General features: G+C 42.7%; 22 protein-coding genes. 14 read left to right on the top strand and 8 right to left on the bottom strand.

The annotated features are described in order from the left end of the window. Window positions 1–413 precede the first annotated feature (413 nt). Together Q8M62_RS09600 and Q8M62_RS09595 are read right to left on the bottom strand one after the other, a co-directional pair. Complete coding sequence (locus Q8M62_RS09600; RefSeq protein WP_304901983.1) at window positions 414–674, bottom strand: hypothetical protein; 261 nt, start codon at window positions 672–674, stop codon at window positions 414–416. 15 nt (window positions 675–689) lie between these two features. After that, complete coding sequence (locus tag Q8M62_RS09595) at window positions 690–1595, bottom strand: sugar phosphate nucleotidyltransferase (protein WP_304901982.1); 906 nt, start codon at window positions 1593–1595, stop codon at window positions 690–692. 270 nt (window positions 1596–1865) lie between these two features. Between Q8M62_RS09595 and Q8M62_RS09590 the strand changes: the two genes are divergently transcribed. Together Q8M62_RS09590 and Q8M62_RS09585 are read left to right on the top strand one after the other, a co-directional pair. Beyond that, window positions 1866–2204 (top strand): P-II family nitrogen regulator, encoded by a 339-nt coding sequence (locus tag Q8M62_RS09590; protein ID WP_092729012.1) that lies wholly within the window; start codon window positions 1866–1868, stop codon window positions 2202–2204. Window positions 2205–2237: 33 nt separating this feature from the next. Beyond that, window positions 2238–3479, top strand: coding sequence for an ammonium transporter (locus Q8M62_RS09585; RefSeq protein ID WP_304901981.1), 1242 nt, complete (start codon window positions 2238–2240; stop codon window positions 3477–3479). 73 nt (window positions 3480–3552) lie between these two features. Here Q8M62_RS09585 and Q8M62_RS09580 read toward each other — a convergent pair whose 3' ends face one another. After that, complete coding sequence (locus tag Q8M62_RS09580; protein ID WP_304902116.1) at window positions 3553–3741, bottom strand: hypothetical protein; 189 nt, start codon at window positions 3739–3741, stop codon at window positions 3553–3555. A gap of 116 nt (window positions 3742–3857) precedes the next feature. On the opposite strand from Q8M62_RS09580, the gene Q8M62_RS09575 reads away from it, so the two are divergent. The 3 genes from Q8M62_RS09575 to Q8M62_RS09565 are packed head-to-tail and all read left to right on the top strand — an operon-like array spanning window position 3858 to window position 7748. Next, window positions 3858–5303, top strand: coding sequence for a BatD family protein (locus tag Q8M62_RS09575; protein WP_304901980.1), 1446 nt, complete (start codon window positions 3858–3860; stop codon window positions 5301–5303). Continuing rightward, on the top strand, window positions 5303–6388 hold the full coding sequence (gene aroC, locus Q8M62_RS09570; RefSeq protein ID WP_304901979.1) for a chorismate synthase: 1086 nt from the start codon (window positions 5303–5305) through the stop codon (window positions 6386–6388). The genes Q8M62_RS09575 and aroC overlap by 1 nt, the downstream gene beginning before the upstream one ends. 10 nt (window positions 6389–6398) lie before the next feature. Beyond that, entirely contained in the window at window positions 6399–7748 is a 1350-nt protein-coding gene (locus Q8M62_RS09565; RefSeq protein WP_304901978.1) for a dicarboxylate/amino acid:cation symporter, read from the top strand. 188 nt (window positions 7749–7936) lie between these two features. Here Q8M62_RS09565 and Q8M62_RS09560 read toward each other — a convergent pair whose 3' ends face one another. Continuing rightward, window positions 7937–8254, bottom strand: coding sequence for a hypothetical protein (locus Q8M62_RS09560; RefSeq protein ID WP_304901977.1), 318 nt, complete (start codon window positions 8252–8254; stop codon window positions 7937–7939). Between the two features lie 67 nt (window positions 8255–8321). After that, a complete protein-coding gene (locus Q8M62_RS09555; protein WP_304901976.1) occupies window positions 8322–10112 on the bottom strand; it encodes an ABC transporter ATP-binding protein in 1791 nt (596 codons plus the stop codon). Between the two features lie 147 nt (window positions 10113–10259). Between Q8M62_RS09555 and Q8M62_RS09550 the strand changes: the two genes are divergently transcribed. The 7 genes from Q8M62_RS09550 (at window position 10260) to coaE (ending at window position 15372) form a co-directional block, all read left to right on the top strand. Continuing rightward, window positions 10260–11360, top strand: coding sequence for a Glu/Leu/Phe/Val dehydrogenase dimerization domain-containing protein (locus tag Q8M62_RS09550; protein WP_304901975.1), 1101 nt, complete (start codon window positions 10260–10262; stop codon window positions 11358–11360). A gap of 120 nt (window positions 11361–11480) precedes the next feature. Beyond that, window positions 11481–12665, top strand: a complete 1185-nt coding sequence (gene nusB, locus Q8M62_RS09545) for a transcription antitermination factor NusB (protein WP_304901974.1) — start codon at window positions 11481–11483, stop codon at window positions 12663–12665. Between the two features lie 7 nt (window positions 12666–12672). Then, the gene (locus Q8M62_RS09540) at window positions 12673–12975 is read left to right on the top strand and encodes a YtxH domain-containing protein (RefSeq protein ID WP_304901973.1); all 303 of its coding nucleotides are present in this window, start codon (window positions 12673–12675) and stop codon (window positions 12973–12975) included. A gap of 1 nt (window position 12976) precedes the next feature. After that, on the top strand, window positions 12977–13513 hold the full coding sequence (locus Q8M62_RS09535) for a DUF1573 domain-containing protein (RefSeq protein ID WP_304901972.1): 537 nt from the start codon (window positions 12977–12979) through the stop codon (window positions 13511–13513). Between the two features lie 2 nt (window positions 13514–13515). Next, the gene (gene yajC, locus Q8M62_RS09530; RefSeq protein WP_092729002.1) at window positions 13516–13800 is read left to right on the top strand and encodes a preprotein translocase subunit YajC; all 285 of its coding nucleotides are present in this window, start codon (window positions 13516–13518) and stop codon (window positions 13798–13800) included. A gap of 8 nt (window positions 13801–13808) precedes the next feature. Next, on the top strand, window positions 13809–14774 hold the full coding sequence (locus Q8M62_RS09525) for a YbbR-like domain-containing protein (protein ID WP_304901971.1): 966 nt from the start codon (window positions 13809–13811) through the stop codon (window positions 14772–14774). After that, entirely contained in the window at window positions 14767–15372 is a 606-nt protein-coding gene (gene coaE, locus Q8M62_RS09520) for a dephospho-CoA kinase (RefSeq protein ID WP_304901970.1), read from the top strand. Before Q8M62_RS09525 ends, coaE begins: the two co-directional genes overlap by 8 nt. A gap of 130 nt (window positions 15373–15502) precedes the next feature. Here the strand turns inward: coaE and Q8M62_RS09515 are convergent, their stop codons facing one another. The 3 genes from Q8M62_RS09515 to Q8M62_RS09505 all read right to left on the bottom strand — a co-directional run bounded on the left by Q8M62_RS09515 (window position 15503) and on the right by Q8M62_RS09505 (window position 18259). Next, window positions 15503–15919, bottom strand: coding sequence for a nuclear transport factor 2 family protein (locus Q8M62_RS09515; RefSeq protein ID WP_304901969.1), 417 nt, complete (start codon window positions 15917–15919; stop codon window positions 15503–15505). A 261-nt stretch (window positions 15920–16180) separates the two neighbouring features. Continuing rightward, window positions 16181–17452: a serine--tRNA ligase gene (gene serS, locus Q8M62_RS09510; RefSeq protein ID WP_304901968.1), complete on the bottom strand. Its 1272-nt coding sequence runs from the start codon at window positions 17450–17452 to the stop codon at window positions 16181–16183. Window positions 17453–17488: 36 nt separating this feature from the next. Then, window positions 17489–18259, bottom strand: a complete 771-nt coding sequence (locus Q8M62_RS09505; protein ID WP_304901967.1) for a hypothetical protein — start codon at window positions 18257–18259, stop codon at window positions 17489–17491. A gap of 76 nt (window positions 18260–18335) precedes the next feature. On the opposite strand from Q8M62_RS09505, the gene Q8M62_RS09500 reads away from it, so the two are divergent. Both Q8M62_RS09500 and chrA read left to right on the top strand, forming a co-directional pair. Next, window positions 18336–19313 carry an isopenicillin N synthase family oxygenase gene (locus Q8M62_RS09500; RefSeq protein WP_305353348.1) on the top strand — a complete coding sequence of 326 codons (978 nt, stop codon included), beginning with the start codon at window positions 18336–18338 and terminating at the stop codon, window positions 19311–19313. Window position 19314: 1 nt separating this feature from the next. Then, a complete protein-coding gene (gene chrA, locus Q8M62_RS09495) occupies window positions 19315–20514 on the top strand; it encodes a chromate efflux transporter (RefSeq protein WP_304898883.1) in 1200 nt (399 codons plus the stop codon). Window positions 20515–20565 lie beyond the last annotated feature (51 nt).

Below are 20565 nucleotides of genomic sequence, written 5' to 3'. Positions count from 1 at the left end.
ACCCCTTTGGGGTTATCTTACCTGATAAACACGTCTAAAGCTATAATCCTTTCATCCCTTCGGGATTTAAAAGCCAGTATGGCTGAAATTATTATAAAATAGATTGGGCATGCATGTAATAAAACCCCGCAAGGGGTGATATAGATTTTAAAAGCGATTTCCCTGATATCAAGATAAGAAATTCAATTAACCGTTAGGAAGTAACTAACTTTGAAAATCAATAAATCTGCGGAAAATCAGCGAATTTTTCTGCGTAAATCAGCGGGAGCCCAGCCAAAAAAAAGGCCGAAGCTCTTTCATTTATTTCCACAAATACGAGGGATATTCTCCAGCATCATGGAGCTTTTTCAAGGAATCGATCACCAAAGGCCGATCTTCAGTATAGATCACTCCAATCCAGTCCTTTCTGCCTTCTAAGATTTCAAAAGCTGCCGGAATGGTTTTCTATTTCCTCGGTCTAATTGATTGATACCTTCTTTAATTTCTGCTTTCTCTTCCGGAGTCAATTCATGCCAAAAATCAGCGTTCTCTTTATTGACAAAGTCGATAAGCCTTGAAATGAATTCCTCATCATTACTATTCAGGATAGCTTTGACCAGATGTATTTTTGAAGTTTCAATATGCATGATTTCTGTTTTTAAGGAATCTACAAATAAAAACGCTTTAATCTTCAAAAATGATTCATTCTTCTATCCCCACAATTCCCCAGGATATTCTCCCGCATCGTGCAATTTCTTCAGTGATTCGATCACTACAGGCCGATCCTCGGTGTAGGTGACCCCAAACCAGGTTTTGCCACCAGGCAGAATTTCAAAAGCAGCGTCTCCGGCCTTGATCAGATTATTGGCTACGGTTGGGATATAGAATTCTGATTTAAGGTTATTCAAATTAGCTGGCAAGAATTCATTCCACATTTTCTCAATATCTGAGAAGACATCCTGATGAAAACCCCAGAAATTCATGCTGACAGGCGTGTTTTCAGCGATTTCAAGGATTTCATTTTCACCTTTGCTCAGGATTTTGTCCCCTTCGCGGGCGATGGATGTGCGCTCAACCATTCCGATCAGTTGCCCTTTTTCATTGGTTTCGCAGACTCCCCGGCTGACGGTACCATTTTCAGACAGCACATTCTGGATCGCATAGCCTACCATGGCATGCAAGTCAGGGCGAACTTCCGTCGAAAGGAATTTGCCCAAGACCTCAAACGCCTCTTTGCCATAGAAGTCATCCGCATTGATCACCGCGAAAGGCTCGTGAACGGCATCCTTGGCGCAAAGAACGGCATGGGCAGTACCAAAAGGTTTTACTCGCTCAGCCTGCTTCAATTCTGCAGGCACAAAGCTGTCCAAGGACTGGATGACCCAATCCACTTCAATCTTGCCTTCCAGTTTGGGAAGGAATTTTTCTTTGGCTACCTCCAGGATTTCCTGTCGAACGATAAATACCACTTTGCCAAAACCTGCCCGGATGGCGTCAAAAATCGAGTATTCCAAAATGGTCTCGCCACTGGGGCCAAAACCGTCAATTTGCTTATTTCCTCCGTATCTGCTGCCCATTCCGGCTGCCAATACTAAAAGTGTTGGTTTGTTAGTCATAGTCTTATTTAAAATCGCTGGCAAAATTAAGTTTTTATCCTCCGCTGGCAAATTGCGGATAATGAAACCAACCTCGTTCAATAAAAAGCTTATTTTTTAAATTTTATTACCAAAAAAGTCACACAAGGTTTGTTTTATTTCCAGAAAATCGATTTTGATTAATGTTTTTATTACGAATAGGTATTTTTTTAACCCATTTAATCAGAAAGTTTAATATTTCCCTTACTTTCATGCCATAATTTCAATGAAATCTTAAACCTGTTGTAAAAAATGAAAAAAATAGAAGCGATTATCAGAACCTCTCGCTTTGACCAAATCCACGCTTGCGTTTCCAAGCTTGGGGTCAAGTTTCTCTCGTTTTACGAGATCAAAGGGATGGGTTTTGAGCATGCCCGTCAGGAAATGTACCGCGGCGTCTCTTACGAACCTGCCTACATCCCCCGCACCAAGCTGGAAATCGTTGTGCCTGATGAATTGGCCCCCGGAGTAATCCAATGCATCCTTTCCGAAGGAAAAACAGGGGAAGTTGGCGATGGAAAAATCTTCGTCTACGACGTGCAGGAAGCTTACCGGATCAGAAACAGCGATACCGGAGAGTCAGCGCTTTAAACCTTACACCACACATCACACCTATTCAGACCTATGCAAGAACCTGTACAAGACCTTTTCACGGTCAATAATCTTTGGATGATGATTGCCACCATATTGGTTTTCATCATGCACCTTGGCTTTGCCACACTGGAAGCCGGCCTTACCCGGTCAAAAAACACTGTAAACATCCTCTTTAAAAACACTATTATTCCTGCAATTGGGATTCTAACCTATGCCCTGGTCGGTTTTAACCTGATGTATCCGGGAGCTGATTTTGCAGGAAGCTTTTTCGGCTTCGGCGGATTGGGACTCAGCCTGCCAGAAGGTTGGGACAGCAGCAATTACAATGCTGGCTATACCTATTTCACCGACTTCATCTTCCAGGCCATGTTTGCGGCCACAGCGGCGACCATCGTATCCGGTGCTGTAGCAGAACGCGTAAAATTGGGACCTTTTATCACCTTCTCCATCTTATACGTAGCCTTCATCTATCCCATTGTCGGCATGTGGAAGTGGGGTGGAGGATTCCTGAATACGCTAGAAACTCCCTTTTATGACTTTGCCGGCTCCACGATTGTTCACTCCGTAGGTGGCTGGGGAGCCTTGGTTGGAGCCTATCTATTGGGCCCAAGAATCGGTAAATACACCGCTCAAGGCATGAAAGCCATTCCGGGACATAATATTCCCATGGCCACCATCGGCGTGTTTCTACTTTGGTTTGGTTGGTTTGGCTTTAATGGCGGATCTGTATTGAGCGCTTCTCCAGGCTTGGTTTCCAAAGTTTTTGTCACCACCTCACTGGCGGCAGCTGCGGGAGCTTTTGGAGCCCTGATTGTTTCCTATGTTAAGTTTAAAACCTATGACATCACTATGGTGCTCAATGGGATTCTTGCCGGATTGGTTGGAATCACAGCCGGTGCAGACCAAATGGGCGTGTTGGATTCTGTGATTATTGGCTTTGTAGGTGGGGGATTGGTGGTATTCGGCGTGGTATTATTTGACAAAATAAAAATCGATGATCCTGTTGGAGCTATTTCAGTTCACTTGGTCGGAGGAATTTGGGGAACCTTGGCTGTAGGTCTTTTTGGGGACTTAGCCGGAATGAGCCAAGTGATTTCCCAATTGATCGGAATCGGATCCACTGCAGTATTTTGCTTTGGAACCGCATGGCTGATTTTCTTTACACTAAAGAAAACAATCGGTATCCGTGTCGATGAAAAAGAAGAAGTCGAAGGGCTTGACATCAATGAACACAGCATGCGGGCCTATCCAGACTTCATGACCAAAGATTAATACCAATCAACCAGATTAATGAAAAGCCCCAGAGTGTTAATCTCCGGGGCTTTTTCTCTTTGTGTGAAGTATATTAATAAGCTGGTCTAAAATAACGGTTAAGAATGGGTTGATGACTTCGTCCAAAATTAGCATAACACCAGTCTTTGAACTCCTCAATCTCTGTCGGCATCAAATATTTTATTCCCTTTCTCAATTCTCGCTCAAACAAATAGGCGTTAAAGCTGACTTTTTGCAAAATGGTCTTCACATATTCTAGCATGGCTGTCTTCATTTGGGTTTATTAACTGATTTTAAGGTAGGATACGCAGGCATTTCCAAGGATGTTACGTTATTTTTGAAAGTCCTAAGTATAGAATTATTCCTATTTTCGCATCCATGTTCAAAACGTTACTTTGCCTTTCTTTCGTATGCCTTTCTTTTCTGGTTGTGAACTTTTCACATGCCCAAGAAGTCCAGATAGAATTGGGGGCAGACGAAATCGGGCTAAATGAAACATTTACAATCAAAGTCACTCTGGCTAACGATAAGATCAAATCCTATGATCAGTTTCCGGAAATCCCGGGATTCCAAAAGCAAGGAATTTCTCAGTCATCGTCCATGAATATCATCAATGGACAAATGAGCAGCTCAAACAGCATCATTCAATATTATAAGCCAAGCCGAAAGGGCCAATTTACTTTAGGTAATTTCTCCGTTTTGATCAACGGTGCATTATTTGATTCACCCGGAAAAAGGATAACCGTGACTGACCCTGTCAGTTCCCGGGGATTTGGAGGGAATGTTACAGACCCTTTTGCTGATTACTTCGGAAGGGTAGCTGAGGAACCTGAATTCATCGAACTGGAAGACGATGCGTTTTTCTCAGTTTCGGTGGATAAAAAGGAAATTTTTGCAGGAGAAGGATTAAATCTCAACGTGGCATTTTACATGTCAGAGCAAAATCAGGCCCCATTCCAGTTTTATGAAGCGGGAAGACAGCTGGATGCGATTTTGAAAAAACTCAAACCCAACAGCGTCTGGGAAGTAAATTTCAACATCACCAATATTGAACCTGAGATGGTCAATATTAACGGTAAAAAATGGATTCGGTACAAGGTTTACGAGGCTTCATTTTTCCCTTTTTCCGAAGGAAAAATAGAAATTCCCCGCGTCCCTTGGGAAATGATTAAATACCGAGTTGCAAAAAACCCCAGCTTTTTCGGGGCCAGCCGGCAGGAAGACTTTAAGACATTCTACTCCAGCCCACAAACCATTACTGTCAAGCCACTCCCTCCCCATCCACTCAAAAATGAAGTGAGTGTGGGCGTATTTCAACTGCGGGAAAATATCAGCACGCTTGAGGTGGAAACCGGGCAGGGATTTGAATACAATTTTGGCGTTAATGGAGTTGGAAACATCAATTCGGTCTCTCCACCCAAGCGAATGACAGGCACAAATCTCAATACCTTTGACCCCAATGTCAGGCAACAAATCAACCGTGGTTACGGACGGGTCTCGGGGATCAAAGAGTTTAATTACTACATCACCATCAATGAAGCCGGGAATTATGAACTGGATGATCACTTCCAGTGGATATATTTTGATCCGGTGAGGGCCGTCTATGACACCCTTATGCCAAGTGCAAAAATTATCGTATCCGGCGAAAGCAAAGTAAATCAGGCACTTTCAGGCCAGCGATTGGGGGGAATCTACGATCGGATCGGAACCGAAAGCAATCAGTTTTTAAACGAGCAATATAAATATTACTTTACGACCGTAATTAATCTGCTACTTCTGGGAGCAATTGCCCTTCTCGCGGTCCTGATAATCAAGAAAAAATAATGGGAAATTCATTTGGAAAGCTTTTCAAGCTAACCACTTTTGGTGAATCACACGGAAAAGCTTTAGGTGCGATCGTAGAAGGTTGTCCGGCTGGTTTGGAATTGGATGAGTCCAAAATCCGTCTAGAAATGCAACGCAGAAAACCCGGTCAATCCAAAATCACCACGCAGCGAAAAGAAGAAGATGAAATCGAAATCCTTTCAGGAGTATTCGAAGGAAAAACCACCGGTACCCCTATCGGCATTGTCATTCAAAACGCGGATCAGAAAAGTAAGGATTACTCTCATATCGCTGATAAATTCCGCCCTTCACATGCGGACTATACCTATTTTGAGAAATATGGCATCCGGGATTATCGCGGAGGTGGCCGGTCCAGTGCCCGCGAAACTGCCGCAAGAGTAGCAGGTGGCGCTATTGCAAAGCAATTTTTGGAAGCCAAAGGAATCAGTGTGCAGGCGTTTGTTTCGCAGGTAGGAGATTTGACTTTGAATAAAAACTATTCGGAACTCAACCTGGACCTCGCAGAAGAAAATATCATCCGCTGTCCCGATCCGGAAATGGCAGAAAAGATGATTTCGCTAATCGATCAAGTGCGTCTTGAGCGAGATACGATCGGTGGCGTGGTGACCTGTGTGATCAAAAACACCCCTCCCGGACTCGGAGAGCCTGTTTTCGACAGACTGCATGCAGAACTTGGCAAAGCCATGCTTAGCATCAATGCGGTCAAAGGCTTTGAATATGGGAGCGGCTTTGATGGGGTTAAAATGCGTGGATCACAACACAACGACACTTTTTTCAAAGAAGGCCAAAAAGTACACACCTTAACCAACCATTCAGGCGGAATACAAGGTGGAATCAGCAACGGCGAAGACATCTACTTCCGCGTTGCCTTCAAGCCTGTGGCCACGATCATGCAAGATCAGGAATCTTTAAACGAGGCTGGAGAAACTGTCACGGTCAGCGGAAAAGGGCGACATGACCCCTGTGTGGTTCCCCGCGCGGTACCGATTGTGGAGGCAATGGCTGCATTAGTCATTGCAGATTATCTTTTGTTGGCAAAAAGCAATAAACTGCAGGAAATTTAATCCTAAGAAGATGTTGAAAAAATTACCCCTTCATACCCAAATAATCATTGGACTTGTCTTAGGACTTATTTTTGGATTGGTTTCCATACAGTTTGGTATCCCAAAATGGATCACATTGGACTTCATTAAGCCCGTAGGGACGATATTTATCAATGGACTGAAAATGATTGCCATGCCATTGGTTTTAGCGTCCTTGATTATCGGAGTCTCCAATTTGGGAGATATTTCCAAGTTGAGCAGGATAGGTGGCAAAACACTTTTTGCTTTCCTGATCACAACCATCATCGCAATTTGTACAGGTTTGGGCTTGGTTAATCTCTTTAAACCCGGCGAAGGTCTTCCGGATTCTACACGGGAAAGCTTGATGGCCATGTATGAAGGCGATGCCGGACAGCGTGCCGAAGCTGCCGCAGAACTTCAGGATCAAAGTCCGCTTCAGCCTATAGTAGACATGGTACCTCAAAATTTATTTCAGGCTACCACCGACAATGCCGCAATGCTACAGGTTGTATTCTTCGCGATTTTAGCCGGAATTGCTCTGCTCCAAATTCCAAAAACAAAAGCAGAACCGGTGATCGCTTTCTTTGACGGATTCAATGATTTGATCATCCAAATAGTCAATTACATCATGGTCATCGCACCCTATGGGGTCTTTGCTTTGATGGCTTCCTTGATTGTAGAGATTGCCGGTGACAATCCTCAGTCTGCCGTAACCTTGCTTCTAGCCCTATTAAAATACAGTTTGATTGTATTGGGAGGCCTTTTCTTTATGATGCTTGTCATTTATCCCCTTCTTTTAAAATCTTTCACCAAGGTCAAATATGTTGACTTCTTCAAAGCAATTCGTCCGGCGCAGTTGTTGGCATTTTCTACCAGTTCCAGTTCAGCTACACTGCCTGTAACCATGAAGTTGACAGAGGAGGAATTAGGGGTTTCTGAAAATATCACCAGCTTTGTCCTTCCCCTCGGAGCGACCATCAACATGAACGGGACTAGCCTTTACCAAAGTGTTGCGGCCGTTTTTATCGCGCAAGCCTTGGGAATGGATCTTACTTTTTCCCAGCAAATCATGATCGTGCTAACATCTACTTTAGCAGCAATTGGATCTGCGGGAGTTCCCGGTGCAGGATTGATTATGTTGATCGTAGTCCTGGAGTCCATCGGAGTTCCTGCGGCAGGCATTGCGCTGATCATGGCTCCTGATCGAATCCTTGACATGTTCCGAACAGTGGTAAACGTAACCGGAGATGTAGTAGTCACAACAGTGGTCGCCAGTACAGAAGGCGAACTTCCTGAGGGAATGCTTCGCAAAGGGAATCCATTCACAGCCAACGAAAGCGTCCAGGAAGAAACCCCATAGCAGCAAAGCCCAGAATTGACTCCGGGCTTTTTTTCGTTCAAATCTTGCCCTATCCTTAGCTTCCCGCAGGGCTGATTCCCGTATTTTAAAACTTATAAAGTATTAAAATTCAATTTTCAGTCACTTTCTTTTTCTTCGAGAAAAATTAAACCGGATGTCTGCGGGGTCAAATGAACTGAATCTTCAATTTACTTTTTGCCGAAAAGTGCCTTGATGCCCAAAAAAATCTGTTTGAATCCTTCCTTCATAAATCCTTTAGATTCCTGAATCCTGGGTTCTAATTCTTCTTTTTTCTCCTGGAATTCGCGTTCCAGCATTTCCTTGCCTTTGCGTAGTTCCTCTTCCAAGGAGGTTTTGTTGTCTTTTAGGTCTTTGATCTTTTGCTCAATTTCTTCCTTGACATCCGCGCCTGCTTCAGCACCTTTTTGAATGAGGTCCTCAATTTTGTTTCCTATTTCCTGGAGAACATCTTCAATATCCTGGGTTGTTGATTTCTTATTTTTCATGGCCAAAAGTGTCTAATTAGGTGATCAAGTTAGCGGAAAATATTGAAAACCAGAGACGTTCTAAAAATCAGCCTTCAATCGGCTCACCGGATTGAGTTTGCTTTTCATACAGGTCTGCATAAACTCCCTTTTGACTCATCAGTGAATCATGATCTCCCCGCTCTATGATTTTACCATCATGCAGCACAATGATGTGATCTGCAAGTTTTGCCGAAGAAACCCGATGGGAAATGATCACTGAAGTTCTGTCTTTCATGATCTTCCTTAGCGCAGTCAATATGGAGTTTTCGGTTTTAGTGTCTACTGCAGAAAGACAGTCGTCCAAAATCAGAATTTTTGGTTCTTTTGCAATAGCCCGAGCAATAGAAACCCGCTGTTTTTGTCCCCCTGAAAGCGTTATCCCCCGTTCCCCAAGCATAGTTTTGAATCCCTTTGGAAAGTCGACAATATTTTGATAAACATCGGCGTCTTTCGCTGCTTTTTCAATTACTAGCTCATCTGCATGGTCCAAGCCGAAAGCTATATTATTTGAAATAGTATCCGAAAATAAAAATACATCCTGGGGAACAAATCCGATTTGCTTTCGCAATCCAGATATGTTGTAATTGCGGATGTCCTGACCGTCAATCTTGATACTGCCTGATGTTGGGTCATACATTCTCATCAACAAATTGGCTATTGTGGACTTGCCCGAACCTGTTGTGCCGATTATTCCCAAAGTTTGGCCTGCCTTGATTTCAAAGGAAACCTTATCCAAAGCCCTAATTCCTGATTCAGGATATTGAAAAGACACATTTTCAACTACGATTCCACCGTGGATATCCGCCTCCAGATTCTGAGAGCTCACGATGTCATTTTTGATATCCAGAAACTCATTGATCCTGGTCTGCGAAGCAGCAGCACGCTGCACAATACTGGTCACCCACCCGAGAGAGGTCACCGGCCAAGTCAAAATACTGACGTAAAGAATAAATTCTGCTATAACTCCATACCCTATTTCTCCCTGTATCACTTGGATACCTCCTACATAAACGGTGATGATCGTAGAAATTCCTACCAAAGCCATGATCAAGGGAAAGAATAAGGCATTCACCCGTGTCAACTGTATGGATTTGTGTTTGTATTCCTCACTTGCTATTGCAAATTCTCTCGCAGAATCCTCTTCGCGTACAAAGGCCTTCAAAACCCGAATTCCGGAGAACGCTTCCTGAACAAAAGTGCTCAATTCAGATAAACTGCGTTGGATTTTCTCAGACCGCTCGTTTATCAGATTGTTTACAAAATAGATGCTGATGGACAAAATTGGTAATGGGAGCAAAGAGTAGAGCGTCAATTCAGCATTCACCGATATCATATAAAAAATGACCAAAGGGAAAAGAATCAACAGATTGAGCCCATACATGATTGCCGGCCCCAAATACATTCTCACGCGACTTACATCTTCGGTGATCCTGGCCATAAGGTCTCCGGTACTATTTTTTCTGTAGAAGCTTAAGGGAAGATTTTGGTAGTGATTGAAGATTTCATTCTTCATGTCATATTCCACTTTTCTTGACATGATTATGATGGTCTGCCGGATCAAAAAGAGGAAAAATCCTCGAAGCAAGGCCATTATTATGATTAGAATTCCAAAAATAAAAACGAACTCCAAAAAATTTTCCCGTGCCAGTTCACCCATTCCTCCCTGCATTAATGGACGATAAATCGAGAAACTCTCCACCACATAATCTATGGCTATTCTAACAAGTTGCGCGGGGATGATTACGAAAATGTTGGATATGACGGTAAATAGTATCCCCAACAACAGCAAACCCTTGTATTTATATAAATACTTATTGATTCTCCAAAGTGACTTCACCAAATAAAAATTTTAAAACCGAGGATAAACTTATAGAAACTGCGGATGTAATTCCTTTGTGGGCTGATAAAAGTATTTAATTTTGTACCAGCCTATCACAGTTAGGCAACAACCCAAATATAACATATTCTAAAAAGCTAAGTTCAGATGTTGGAGATTAAAGCAACCGAAAGCGTGCGAGAAGGGTCTATTTTTGGACAAATCAGCACGATGGATCATGAGCAGCTGGTCGTTTGCCACGACCAAGCCACAGGCCTTAAAGCCCTCATTGGAATTCACAATACCGTACTTGGTCCAGCCTTGGGAGGCACCCGGATGTGGCCCTATGCTTCAGAAGCGGAAGCCATCACTGATGTGCTTCGGCTTTCCAGAGGAATGACTTTTAAAAACGCCCTCGCCGGACTTAATCTCGGAGGAGGCAAAGCTGTACTCATCGGTAATCCAAGTTTGAAAAATGAAGCTTTCCTGAGAAGATTCGGCCGATTTGTGGAGAGCCTGGGCGGACGCTATGTCACTGCCGAAGACGTGAACATGAAGACTTCAGACATGGAATATATCGCCATGGAGACCCGTCATGTCACCGGATTGCCACAAATCAAAGGCGGTGCCGGGGATCCTTCACCGGTGACTGCATTCGGAGTGTATATGGGGATGAAGGCCGCTGCGAAAAAAGCGTTTGGAACTGATTCATTAAGCGGCAAGAAAATCGGCGTACAGGGTGTGGGTCAAGTAGGCAAATACCTAATCGAATACCTCGTCAAAGAAGGTGCAGAGATTATCATCACAGACATTTTCGAAGATAAATTAAAGGAAATAGCCAATGCCTCCGGCGCCACCATCGTGGACCCGAATGTAATCTATGACCTCCCGATGGACATTTACGCTCCGTGTGCGCTAGGTGCTACCATCAACGATCAGACCATTGAAAGGCTGAAGTGTGCTGTGATAGCAGGTGGGGCCAACAATCAGTTAAAGGATGAAGACAAGCATGGGAAAATACTGATGGAGAAGGGAATCATCTATGCTCCTGACTTCCTGATCAATGCCGGCGGCGTAATCAACGTTGGCGCCGAGTACTATGGGGATTATCACAAAGAGTCAGTCTTCGCTCAAACAGAAAAGATTTATGATACCTGCCTTGGCATACTGGATAAGGCTGAAAAAGAAAAGATCCCAGCACAACAAGCTGCAATCGAAGCTGCAAAAGCCAGAATTGAAGCCATTGGGAGAGTAAAACTTCCATTCTAAGCTTAAATTCGAAATTCTAAAAAGCCACTGAATTTTATAATTCGGTGGTTTTTTTTGTCCACTACCAGATGGCTATACCCCATGCAAATTCCCTATATTTGCATCACATTACCAATCTCTATGCTAAACAGAAGAATCCTCAGGGTCAAGGCATTTCAAAACCTCTATGCCTTTGAACAATGCAAAGGATCTAATATCAATATTGCCAGAGACTTCATACGGGAGTCATTTTTACCGGATCTCAACAGTATGGAAATTCAGGACAAGCCTGCTTTAATCAAAGATTCGGACGAGGCTGTCAAGCTATTTGACCAAAACCTTGAAAATGAGAGTATCCTAAAGTCCTCCACGGCAAAACCCAAAATCAAGCAAGTAGTGCTCGAGGCGATCAGGCAATTTCACGCAGCAACTGAAAAAGACCGTCAGTTTATGCTAAAGAACATGATCGTATCAGCAGAAAGAATACCTCATCTGTATTTACTGGCCATAGAACTCTTGCAGGCATTTGCAAAGCATGTGGAAAAAGAGATCGAAAAGAAGAAAAAACTGGCTGGCGACAATCCCATTGCTTTTGCAAATGAGATGAACTTGGCCAAAAATCAGGTTTTGAAAAACATCCGGGAATCCGCTACCTATAGGGCAGCGCTCGCACGTAACAACGTCAACTTAGATGATATCGAACTTGAACTTAAAGAATGGTTCCGAGATTACATCAAAACTTCAGAAACCTATCAGGAATATCTGCTCCTGGTCAATCCTTCCATAGATCAGGATTATGAGGCGGCAGATGACCTTCTGAAAAAGGTTATATTTAAAAACGAGGTGTTTTTAAACTTTTTCTCGGAAAAGGATCTGAATTGGACAGAAAACAAATCAGTAGTACGCAGTTTGGCTTCAAAAGTCCTAAAAAATGCGTCCCAGCCTGAGCAGGTAGAATTGGATTCACTGCCCGAAATAGCAATCAACTGGGATGAGGATAAGGAGTTTTTTCAAAATATATTTAACTTCACCATTGAAAATATTGATTCGAGTAAAGCAATGATTGCTCAAAAAACCAAAAACTGGGACATTGAGAGGCTTGCATTTACTGACAAAATCATCATTTCGATGGCCATTGCCGAGATGAAGAATTTCCCGAGCATCCCGGTGAAAGTGAGCATCAATGAGTACATTGATATTTCCAAAACATACAGCACACCAAAAAGTAAGCAATTCGTAAACGGATTGTTGGATGTTTTGGCAAAAGAATTAACCGATAGTGGCCAAATCCGTAAGAGTGGTCGAGGACTTTTAGACAATAAATAAGGAAACCATGAGTAAAAGTACAAATTCACTGATAGCATTTGCAGTAGGCGCAGGAGTAGGTGCGGTATTAGGTATTTTGTTTGCACCTGATACAGGTGTCAACACCCGTGACAAACTTTCTTTCAAACTTTCCAAATACAAGAAAGAATTGGAAGAGCTAATCGGAGACCTGGTCGAAGGAAAAGAACTCCATCTCAATGAGGCTAAAACAGAAGGGAAGAGAGTCATCTCTGAAGCAAAAAATAAAGCAGAAAACCTGCTCAATGATGTCAATAAATTAATCGATCAAATAAACCAAGGAAACAACTAATATGAAAATCAAATTGCTAAGCGTTTTCGCTTTGGTGTTGGTTTTGGCCAGCTCTTGCGAACAAAAGAATGATCAGGCGGCAAAAATTCAAGCATTGGAGGATAAAATAGCCCAACTTGAAAACAACAATACTGCCATAACCCCTGTAAATGCACAGACAACTACTTCTGCAGATCCTAGTACCTTGGGTGCATTCGGTTTTTCTGAAGAAGAGTTTGACTTCGGGACTATCAATGAAGGACAGGTGATTGAACACATTTTCAATTTCACCAATAACGGTCAATCTCCATTGGTGATTTCTAACATTACTGCTTCATGTGGCTGCACAAGTCCGGAGTGGACAAAAACACCGGTAAATCCGGGAGAAAAAGGTTTTGTGAAAGTGGTGTTCAACTCCACCGCAAAGTCAGGTGCACAGGCACCTACGGTGACGATCCAAGCAAACACAAACCCTACGGTAACCCGATTGAGAATGAAGGGTTCTGTTACCCCTAAATTAGTAGGCGCATCAGCTCCAGCTGGTCCATTGAAGCGATAATTATGAACGAATCAATTCTTGGCCAAGTATTTCTTTTTGGATCGATCATTCTGATCATGTATTTCTTCATGATCAGACCCCAGCAAAAGAAACAAAAAGACACTAAAAAATTTATTGACGAAATCAAAAAAGGAGATGATGTCGTAACGATCGGCGGACTTCACGGCAAAGTGTACAGTGTTGACGGGGATACCGTTCAGATTGAACTGGATCGTGGACTTAAAGTGAAAATTGAAAAATCCGCTATCTCACTCGACTTCTCCAAAAAGTCAACCACAACAAAATAAACTGAGCTTTGCCGGAAACAAAAAAATCCTCCGGAAGGATTTCTTCCAGAAAACTCTCTAATCTAAAAGTGGTAGTCCTCTGTATCGCAGCGGCTGCCACTTTTTGGATTTTAAATGCCCTCAATAAGGACAATTACACCACCATTGTAGACTACCCTATCGCTTGGAGTTTTGATGAGGACAAGTATATGGCCGTTCAGCCCCTGCCCGAAAGTTTTCCCATTCAAATCTCTGGAGATGGCTGGGATCTTCTACGCAAATATTTTAAGCTGAATGAACCTCCCTTTGTCATTAATTTGGCTGATCCTGCATCCAGAAGCTACATCCTTACTGCCGACCTGAAGCGGCCATTGGGAGATTTCATCACCCCTACCACCCTGTTGGGAGCTTTGGAAGATTCGATTCATTTTAAAATAGATAAAATTGAAACACGAAGTTTAGACTTGGCAGTAGATTCAACCAGTTTTAGTTTGGCCAAAAACGTGGAAATCGATGGCGAGATTATTTTTTCTCCCAAGAAAATAACACTAACAGGTCCATCCTCCTTATTGGATTCTTTTGAAGGAAAATTTCCTGTTTCTTTAGCTGAAAACCGAATCAGTGAAAACTTCAAAAAAACAGTTCCGGTAGGAATTGACAAAAATCTAGCTGATTTCGTCAGACTAAAAGAGCAAACTGTCGAAGTAAGCTTTTCAATAATCCAATATTTGGAAGGAAATAAGCGGCTCAAAATCACTAAAATCAATTTCCCGAAATCAGTGAGTTTGGAAAGGGAAGACATCACTCCGATGATGACTTATTTGGTCGACGAAAATAAAGTCGCCGATTTAAAAGAATTGGAATTTGAAGCATTTTTGGATTATGGAAAGCGAAACCGCGTGGATAGTACAATTTCCATTGAGGTTAGACCGATTCCAAAATACATTAAAAACATCACGGTGGAACCGGCTATTTTCAAGCTGAAATATGATTAATTCACGGCCATTGTGGGTGGGAATTACAGGTGGAATAGGCTCTGGCAAGTCCACTGTATGTCAACTTTTCAAACTTTTGGGAATTCCGGTTTATTCGGCTGACGACAGGGCAAAGGCGCTCATGGCAGTCGACCCAACTCTAAAATCACAAATTCTTGAAGAATTTGGAGAGGACTCATATCTTCCCAATGGAGGTGTTAATCGGGCCTATTTGGCACAAAAAGTATTTTCTGATCCGGAGAAAGTGAAAAAAATAAATTCCTTTGTCCATCCGGCTGTGGCAAAAGATTTCAAGCAATGGGCAGAAATTCAATCCGCTCCATACCTGATCAAAGAAGCCGCATTACTTTTTGAAACCGGTGCTGCAGAAGAACTGGATCGGGTGATCAATGTCAGCTCCCCGTTAAAAATCAGAATGGCTCGAGTATTGGCCCGGGATCCACACCGAAAGGAAGACCAGGTAAATCAAATCATCAACCAGCAGCTTCCCGATGAACAGAAAAACGAACGGGCTGATTTTGTCATCAAAAATACCGACAATAAACTGCTGATACCCCAGGTGCTCGAGATTCACAAGAAGTTATCAACTTCCGAATAGAAAGGGGGACGGTATTATTCTGACTGGGAAAACGGAAGAACCTGCTTGGAGCAGTGCCTATGACCGAGTTTTGAAAAAAGCGCTGAAAACATTCATGTCATTTTTCTAAAATTTAAATCTGAAACAGGAATTACCTTAGTTCCTCATACCAGGTCTTGTGAACAATTTTCCACTTCCCTTCCACCTTAATCAAAGTCAAAAAGTCATAATAATAAATCCCCGGCCAGTGAAGTTCTGTCTCGACTGAAGCAGTATAGCCCGCTATACGCAAAGACTTTATGGAGTTTAGATATTGGGCAGGATCACGCGGATCACCTTTTACGGTTCCGTTTGCCCAGGTTTCAAATGCAGTCACTGTGAAGTTTTCCCCCCGATACCCAATCAATCTTGCCTCAGGGTGAAACGCTTCTTCTAACATAGTCCGGTCTCGTTGGATCATTCCTTCAAAATAGAGGTTGACAGTTTTGGTGATTGCTTCGATTTCATTTTGCTGTGCAAAACAAAAAATTGGAAAAAAACTGAAAACCGCCAAAAACAGACTTTTCATGTGTTTATAATTTTTTCTTTAAGGCCACATGGAATCTCGCATGGTCGATAATCATCCCAGTGTGTGACTTTTTAGTCATGCCTGTCTGCCGCAGGCAGGCTCGATTTCATGTGTTTATTATTTGATTTTCTATAGCCATCCCAGTGTGTGACTTTTTAATCTTGCCTACATACCTTTCGGCTATCAGGCTCGAATTCATAATGTATGAGGGAATTAAAAAAAGCCGTTGGCAAAACCCCAACGGCTTGAAATTTAAGAATCTTAGATCGATTCAAACCCAAGATAAGCGTGCAGAACTTTTGGCATTTTTATACCTTCCGGCGTCTGATTATTTTCCAGGATTGCAGCTACAATTCTCGGCAATGCCAAAGCACTTCCGTTGAGGGAGTGAGCAAGTTGAGTTTTTTTATCCTCTCCTTTGAATCGGAGTTTGAGCCTGTTGGCCTGATACGTTTCAAAATTGGAAACGGAACTTACCTCCAACCAACGCTCCTGTCCTGCAGAATACACCTCCATGTCATAAGTCAATGCTGAAGTGAAACCCATGTCCCCCCCGCAAAGTCTTAAAACACGATAGGGTAATTCAAGTTTTTGTAAAAGTCCTTGCACATAGCTGCTCATACTTTCCAAAGTCTCGTAAGATTTATCCGGATGCGTGATTTGAACCACCTCCACTTTGTCAAACTGATGAAGTCTGTTCAACCCCCTCACATGCGCACCCCAACTGCCGGCTTCTCTGCGGAAGCAAGGGGTGTAGCCCACGTTTTTTATCGGAAGATCTTCTTCGGACAAAATCACATCCCGGTACAAGTTGGTGATCGGAACCTCCGCTGTTGGAATTAGATAAAGTTGATCTGCTGTCGCAAAATACATCTGCCCTTCCTTATCCGGAAGCTGACCAGTGCCATATCCAGAGTCTTCATTGACCAAAATCGGAGGCTGGATTTCCATATAGCCTGCGGCCAACGCCTCATCCAGAAAGAAGTTAATCAGTGCACGCTGAAGCCGGGCACCTTTTCCTTTATATACCGGAAAACCCGCCCCGGTGATTTTTACTCCTAGATCAAAATCTATGATGTCGTACTTTTTGATCAATTCCCAGTGTGGCAGCTTTCCATCGAATAGTGCTGGAATTGTACCATATTCTAAAACCACTTCATTATCCTCAGCAGATTTTCCGGCAGGAACAGAACTATGCGGCACATTGGGAATAGTGTAAAGCAGAGCCTTTAGATCCTCCTCCGTTTTGGAATACTGCTCTTCCAAATCCTTGATCTGTTCTTTAATTTGGGTAGTCCGCTCACGAATCGCAACGGCCTCCTCAGCCCTGCCTTCTTTCATGAGGATTCCGATTTGTTTGGATATCGTATTGGCTTCGGCTTGGATCTGATCCCGTTGCGCTTGCGTCAATTTCCTCAAATCATCTAATGCGATGACTTGATCAAGAATTGACGGGGCATTGTGAACATTTCTTTTTTGTAAACCGGCAAGAACACCGGCATAATTTTCCCGGATTTGATTAACTAAAAGCATGAATAAATCATTGATTTGGTGTCCAAAGATAAGGACTTATCGGACATAGACCGTCTTGGTCACAGAGGAGAAGGGTCCTTCCAGCTCTTTTCCATCTGCTCGGGATAGTTTTACACTTACACGATAGTCACCTTTGGGTAAGTTGGTAACCCGAACAGGTGCCATGTGATCTATTTCGTAGGCGTATTCATTTATTTTAATTTGGACTTTGAGCCTATCGAGCTTCATATCCCCGCCCAAAACCAAAAAATCAATGATCAATTCTTCACCCGAAACCAGTACTTGTCCATTTCGAGGAAAATTCAAAGCAAGATATGGCTCTGCAGAATAGGGGAAGGGTCTTGAGTCTCCTACAATAAAATCACGATCAACATAATTGCCAAAGCTTTTCAAGACATGACCTTCAGCATCGACCAAGTATCCTACTACTCGATACGTTCCCTCTGTGAGTTCGCGCTGAAATATTGGAGAAAAAAAACCTATCGGATCGCCTCCATTGAATATCAGAAAAAGCTGCGGATTTGAAGGAAGTTGTCTTAAGTCTGGAAAATTCTTGATATTGAATTCAAATGGGACTTTGCCCGGCCTAAATACTTGATTGCCTAAGGGCGTATATAACTCAAGAATGGCGTCAGGAAATGCAGTAGAGTCTTCATATTGGAAAAATGTAACTTTAGGAGTAGTTGAATCAATAGCCAATGAATCTCCTGAATGATCCACTACCGACTCATTTATTTTCCGCTTGCTTTCGGAACAAGACAATGAAATTAAAGCGACAAAAAGACTTAGAAATAGGATTTTCTTCATAATTCAATCCAAATTGAGTTTAAAGATATTTAATTTTGAAGAATTACATTGACAATTCAACTAAACAATAAAATAAATGGACATCCTATTTGATGAAATCCCAAGTCTGGACCTGGCAGATTTTACCGCTGGAACCCCAGAACAAAAAACAGCTTTCGTGAAAAAATTGGGTGAGGCCTATCAGAACATCGGTTTTGTAGCTATAAAAAACCACGGGCTCTCCAAGGATTTGCAAGACAGACTTTATAATTCAATCAAGGCTTTTTTTACACTTCCTGATGAAATAAAAAAGAAGTACGAAAAACCCGAGATCGGGTATCAAAGAGGCTATACCGGCAAGGGAAAAGAACATGCAAAAGGTAGAAATACAGGAGATTTGAAGGAGTTTTATCATGTGGGACAAGAGACAAGTCTTATCCCTGACACGGATTCTGTCAAAAACGAATATCCTGAAAATCTTTGGCCTTCCGAAATTGCGGGATTCCAGAATGATGCAATAGAAGCCTATCAAACCTTGGAAAATGCAGGTAAAGCCATGCTTCGGGCTATCGCCTTGAACCTGGAATTACCAGAAGATTACTTTGAAGATAAAGTAGCCTACGGCAATTCCATCTTGAGACAAATCCATTACTTCCCAATCGAAAATCCGGATGAGGTACCTGCGGATGCGGTCCGTGCGGCAGAACATGGAGATATCAACCTGATCACGCTTTTGATGGGTGCCAGTGCTGATGGATTACAAGTGTTGAGAAAAGACGGCAAATGGATCCCAATCACTGCTCTTCCCGACCAACTAGTCGTAAACGTAGGAGATATGCTGGAGCGTCTGACAAACAAAAAACTGAAATCTACCATCCACCGTGTGGTAAATCCACCACGGGAAATGATGCACACGAGTCGGTATTCCATTCCGTTCTTCATGCACCCAAGATCTGAAATGGATCTCACCTGTCTGGAAAGCTGTATTGACGAAACCCATCCAAAGCAATTTACTGACGCGACTGCAGGTGAGTTTTTGGATGAAAGACTTCGTGAATTGGGTTTGAAAAAATAACATGTCGGTCCGCCAAGTCCGATACTATGTGTTCCTAAAGGACATTCTCACGCTCTCCATCACGGCATTTGGAGGACCACAAGCCTTCTTGGCCATGCTGTTGGAGCGAATGGTGAAAAATCGGGGATACATCACTGAAGAAGAACTTTGGGAATTGAATGCCCTGTGCAATATTCTCCCGGGTCCTTCTTCTACTCAGTTGGTCTCTGCAATTGGATTTCGGGTTGGCGGACCCAATTTAGCCTATTTGGCACTATTGGTTTGGATTCTTCCTGCCACACTCCTCATGATAGCCACGGCTATAGTGATCAACTTTTTACAGGAAAATACTCCCGGTGCATTGGACTTCGCACGGTTTATTCAGCCGATGGCTATCGGATTTATCATTTTTGCTGCGCAAAAAACAATCAGTAAAATGGTTAAAAGTTCCGAAGCGATGATTTTGATGTTGATTTCGGCCTTTGTCTCTTTCTTTTACAGCTCTCCATACATTTTTCCCATAATGCTGATTCTTGGGGGGCTGAGTACTTCCGTCAAATACAAAAACCAACCTAAAGTAGAGGAGGAAAAACCCCTGAAGATTAAATGGGCAAATTTCTACCTCTGGGCAGGAGTTTTGATTTTGGCAGCTGTAGCAGGTGCGATCACAAAGTATCAACCCATCTTACTTTTCGAAAACTTCTACCGAAACGGCAGTTTGATTTTCGGAGGAGGTCAAGTGCTTGTTCCTTATCTGTATACTGAATTTGTGGACTTCAAGCATTTTTTGAGTTCAGAGGAATTCCTGACCGGATATGCCATTTCACAGGGAATTCCTGGCCCTACTTTTTCCATTTCATCGTATGTTGGTGCGCTGTCTATGAGAGAGTTTGGCCTATCGGGATTCCTGATGGGAGGAATGATTGCTGCTGCGGGAATTTTTCTACCCGGAATATTTCTCATATTTTTTGTTATTCGATTTTGGGATCAACTCAAACTTTACAGGCCTGTCCGAGCTGCATTGGAAGGCATCAATGCTGTCTCCTGCGGAATGCTGATTGCTGCTGCATATTTACTATTTGAGCCTCTTGAGGCAAATGGACTCCATATCATGTTTATTTTGGGTACGTACTCAGTACTCCAATTCACCAAAATATCCTCCCCGGTAATCATTCTGACAGGTATTGGGCTGGGTATTTTAGCCAACTATTTTGTACTCTGATTGCTTACAAAAAAGAGCAAGGAAACAAGAATACCTAAGAAAGCGTTTTGT

Origin of the sequence: Algoriphagus sp., from assembly GCF_030694375.1 — a bacterium.
Classification (GTDB): domain Bacteria; phylum Bacteroidota; class Bacteroidia; order Cytophagales; family Cyclobacteriaceae; genus Algoriphagus.
The sequence above is the reverse complement of the archived record's forward strand: the minus strand, read 5'-3'. Positions and strand labels throughout refer to the sequence as shown.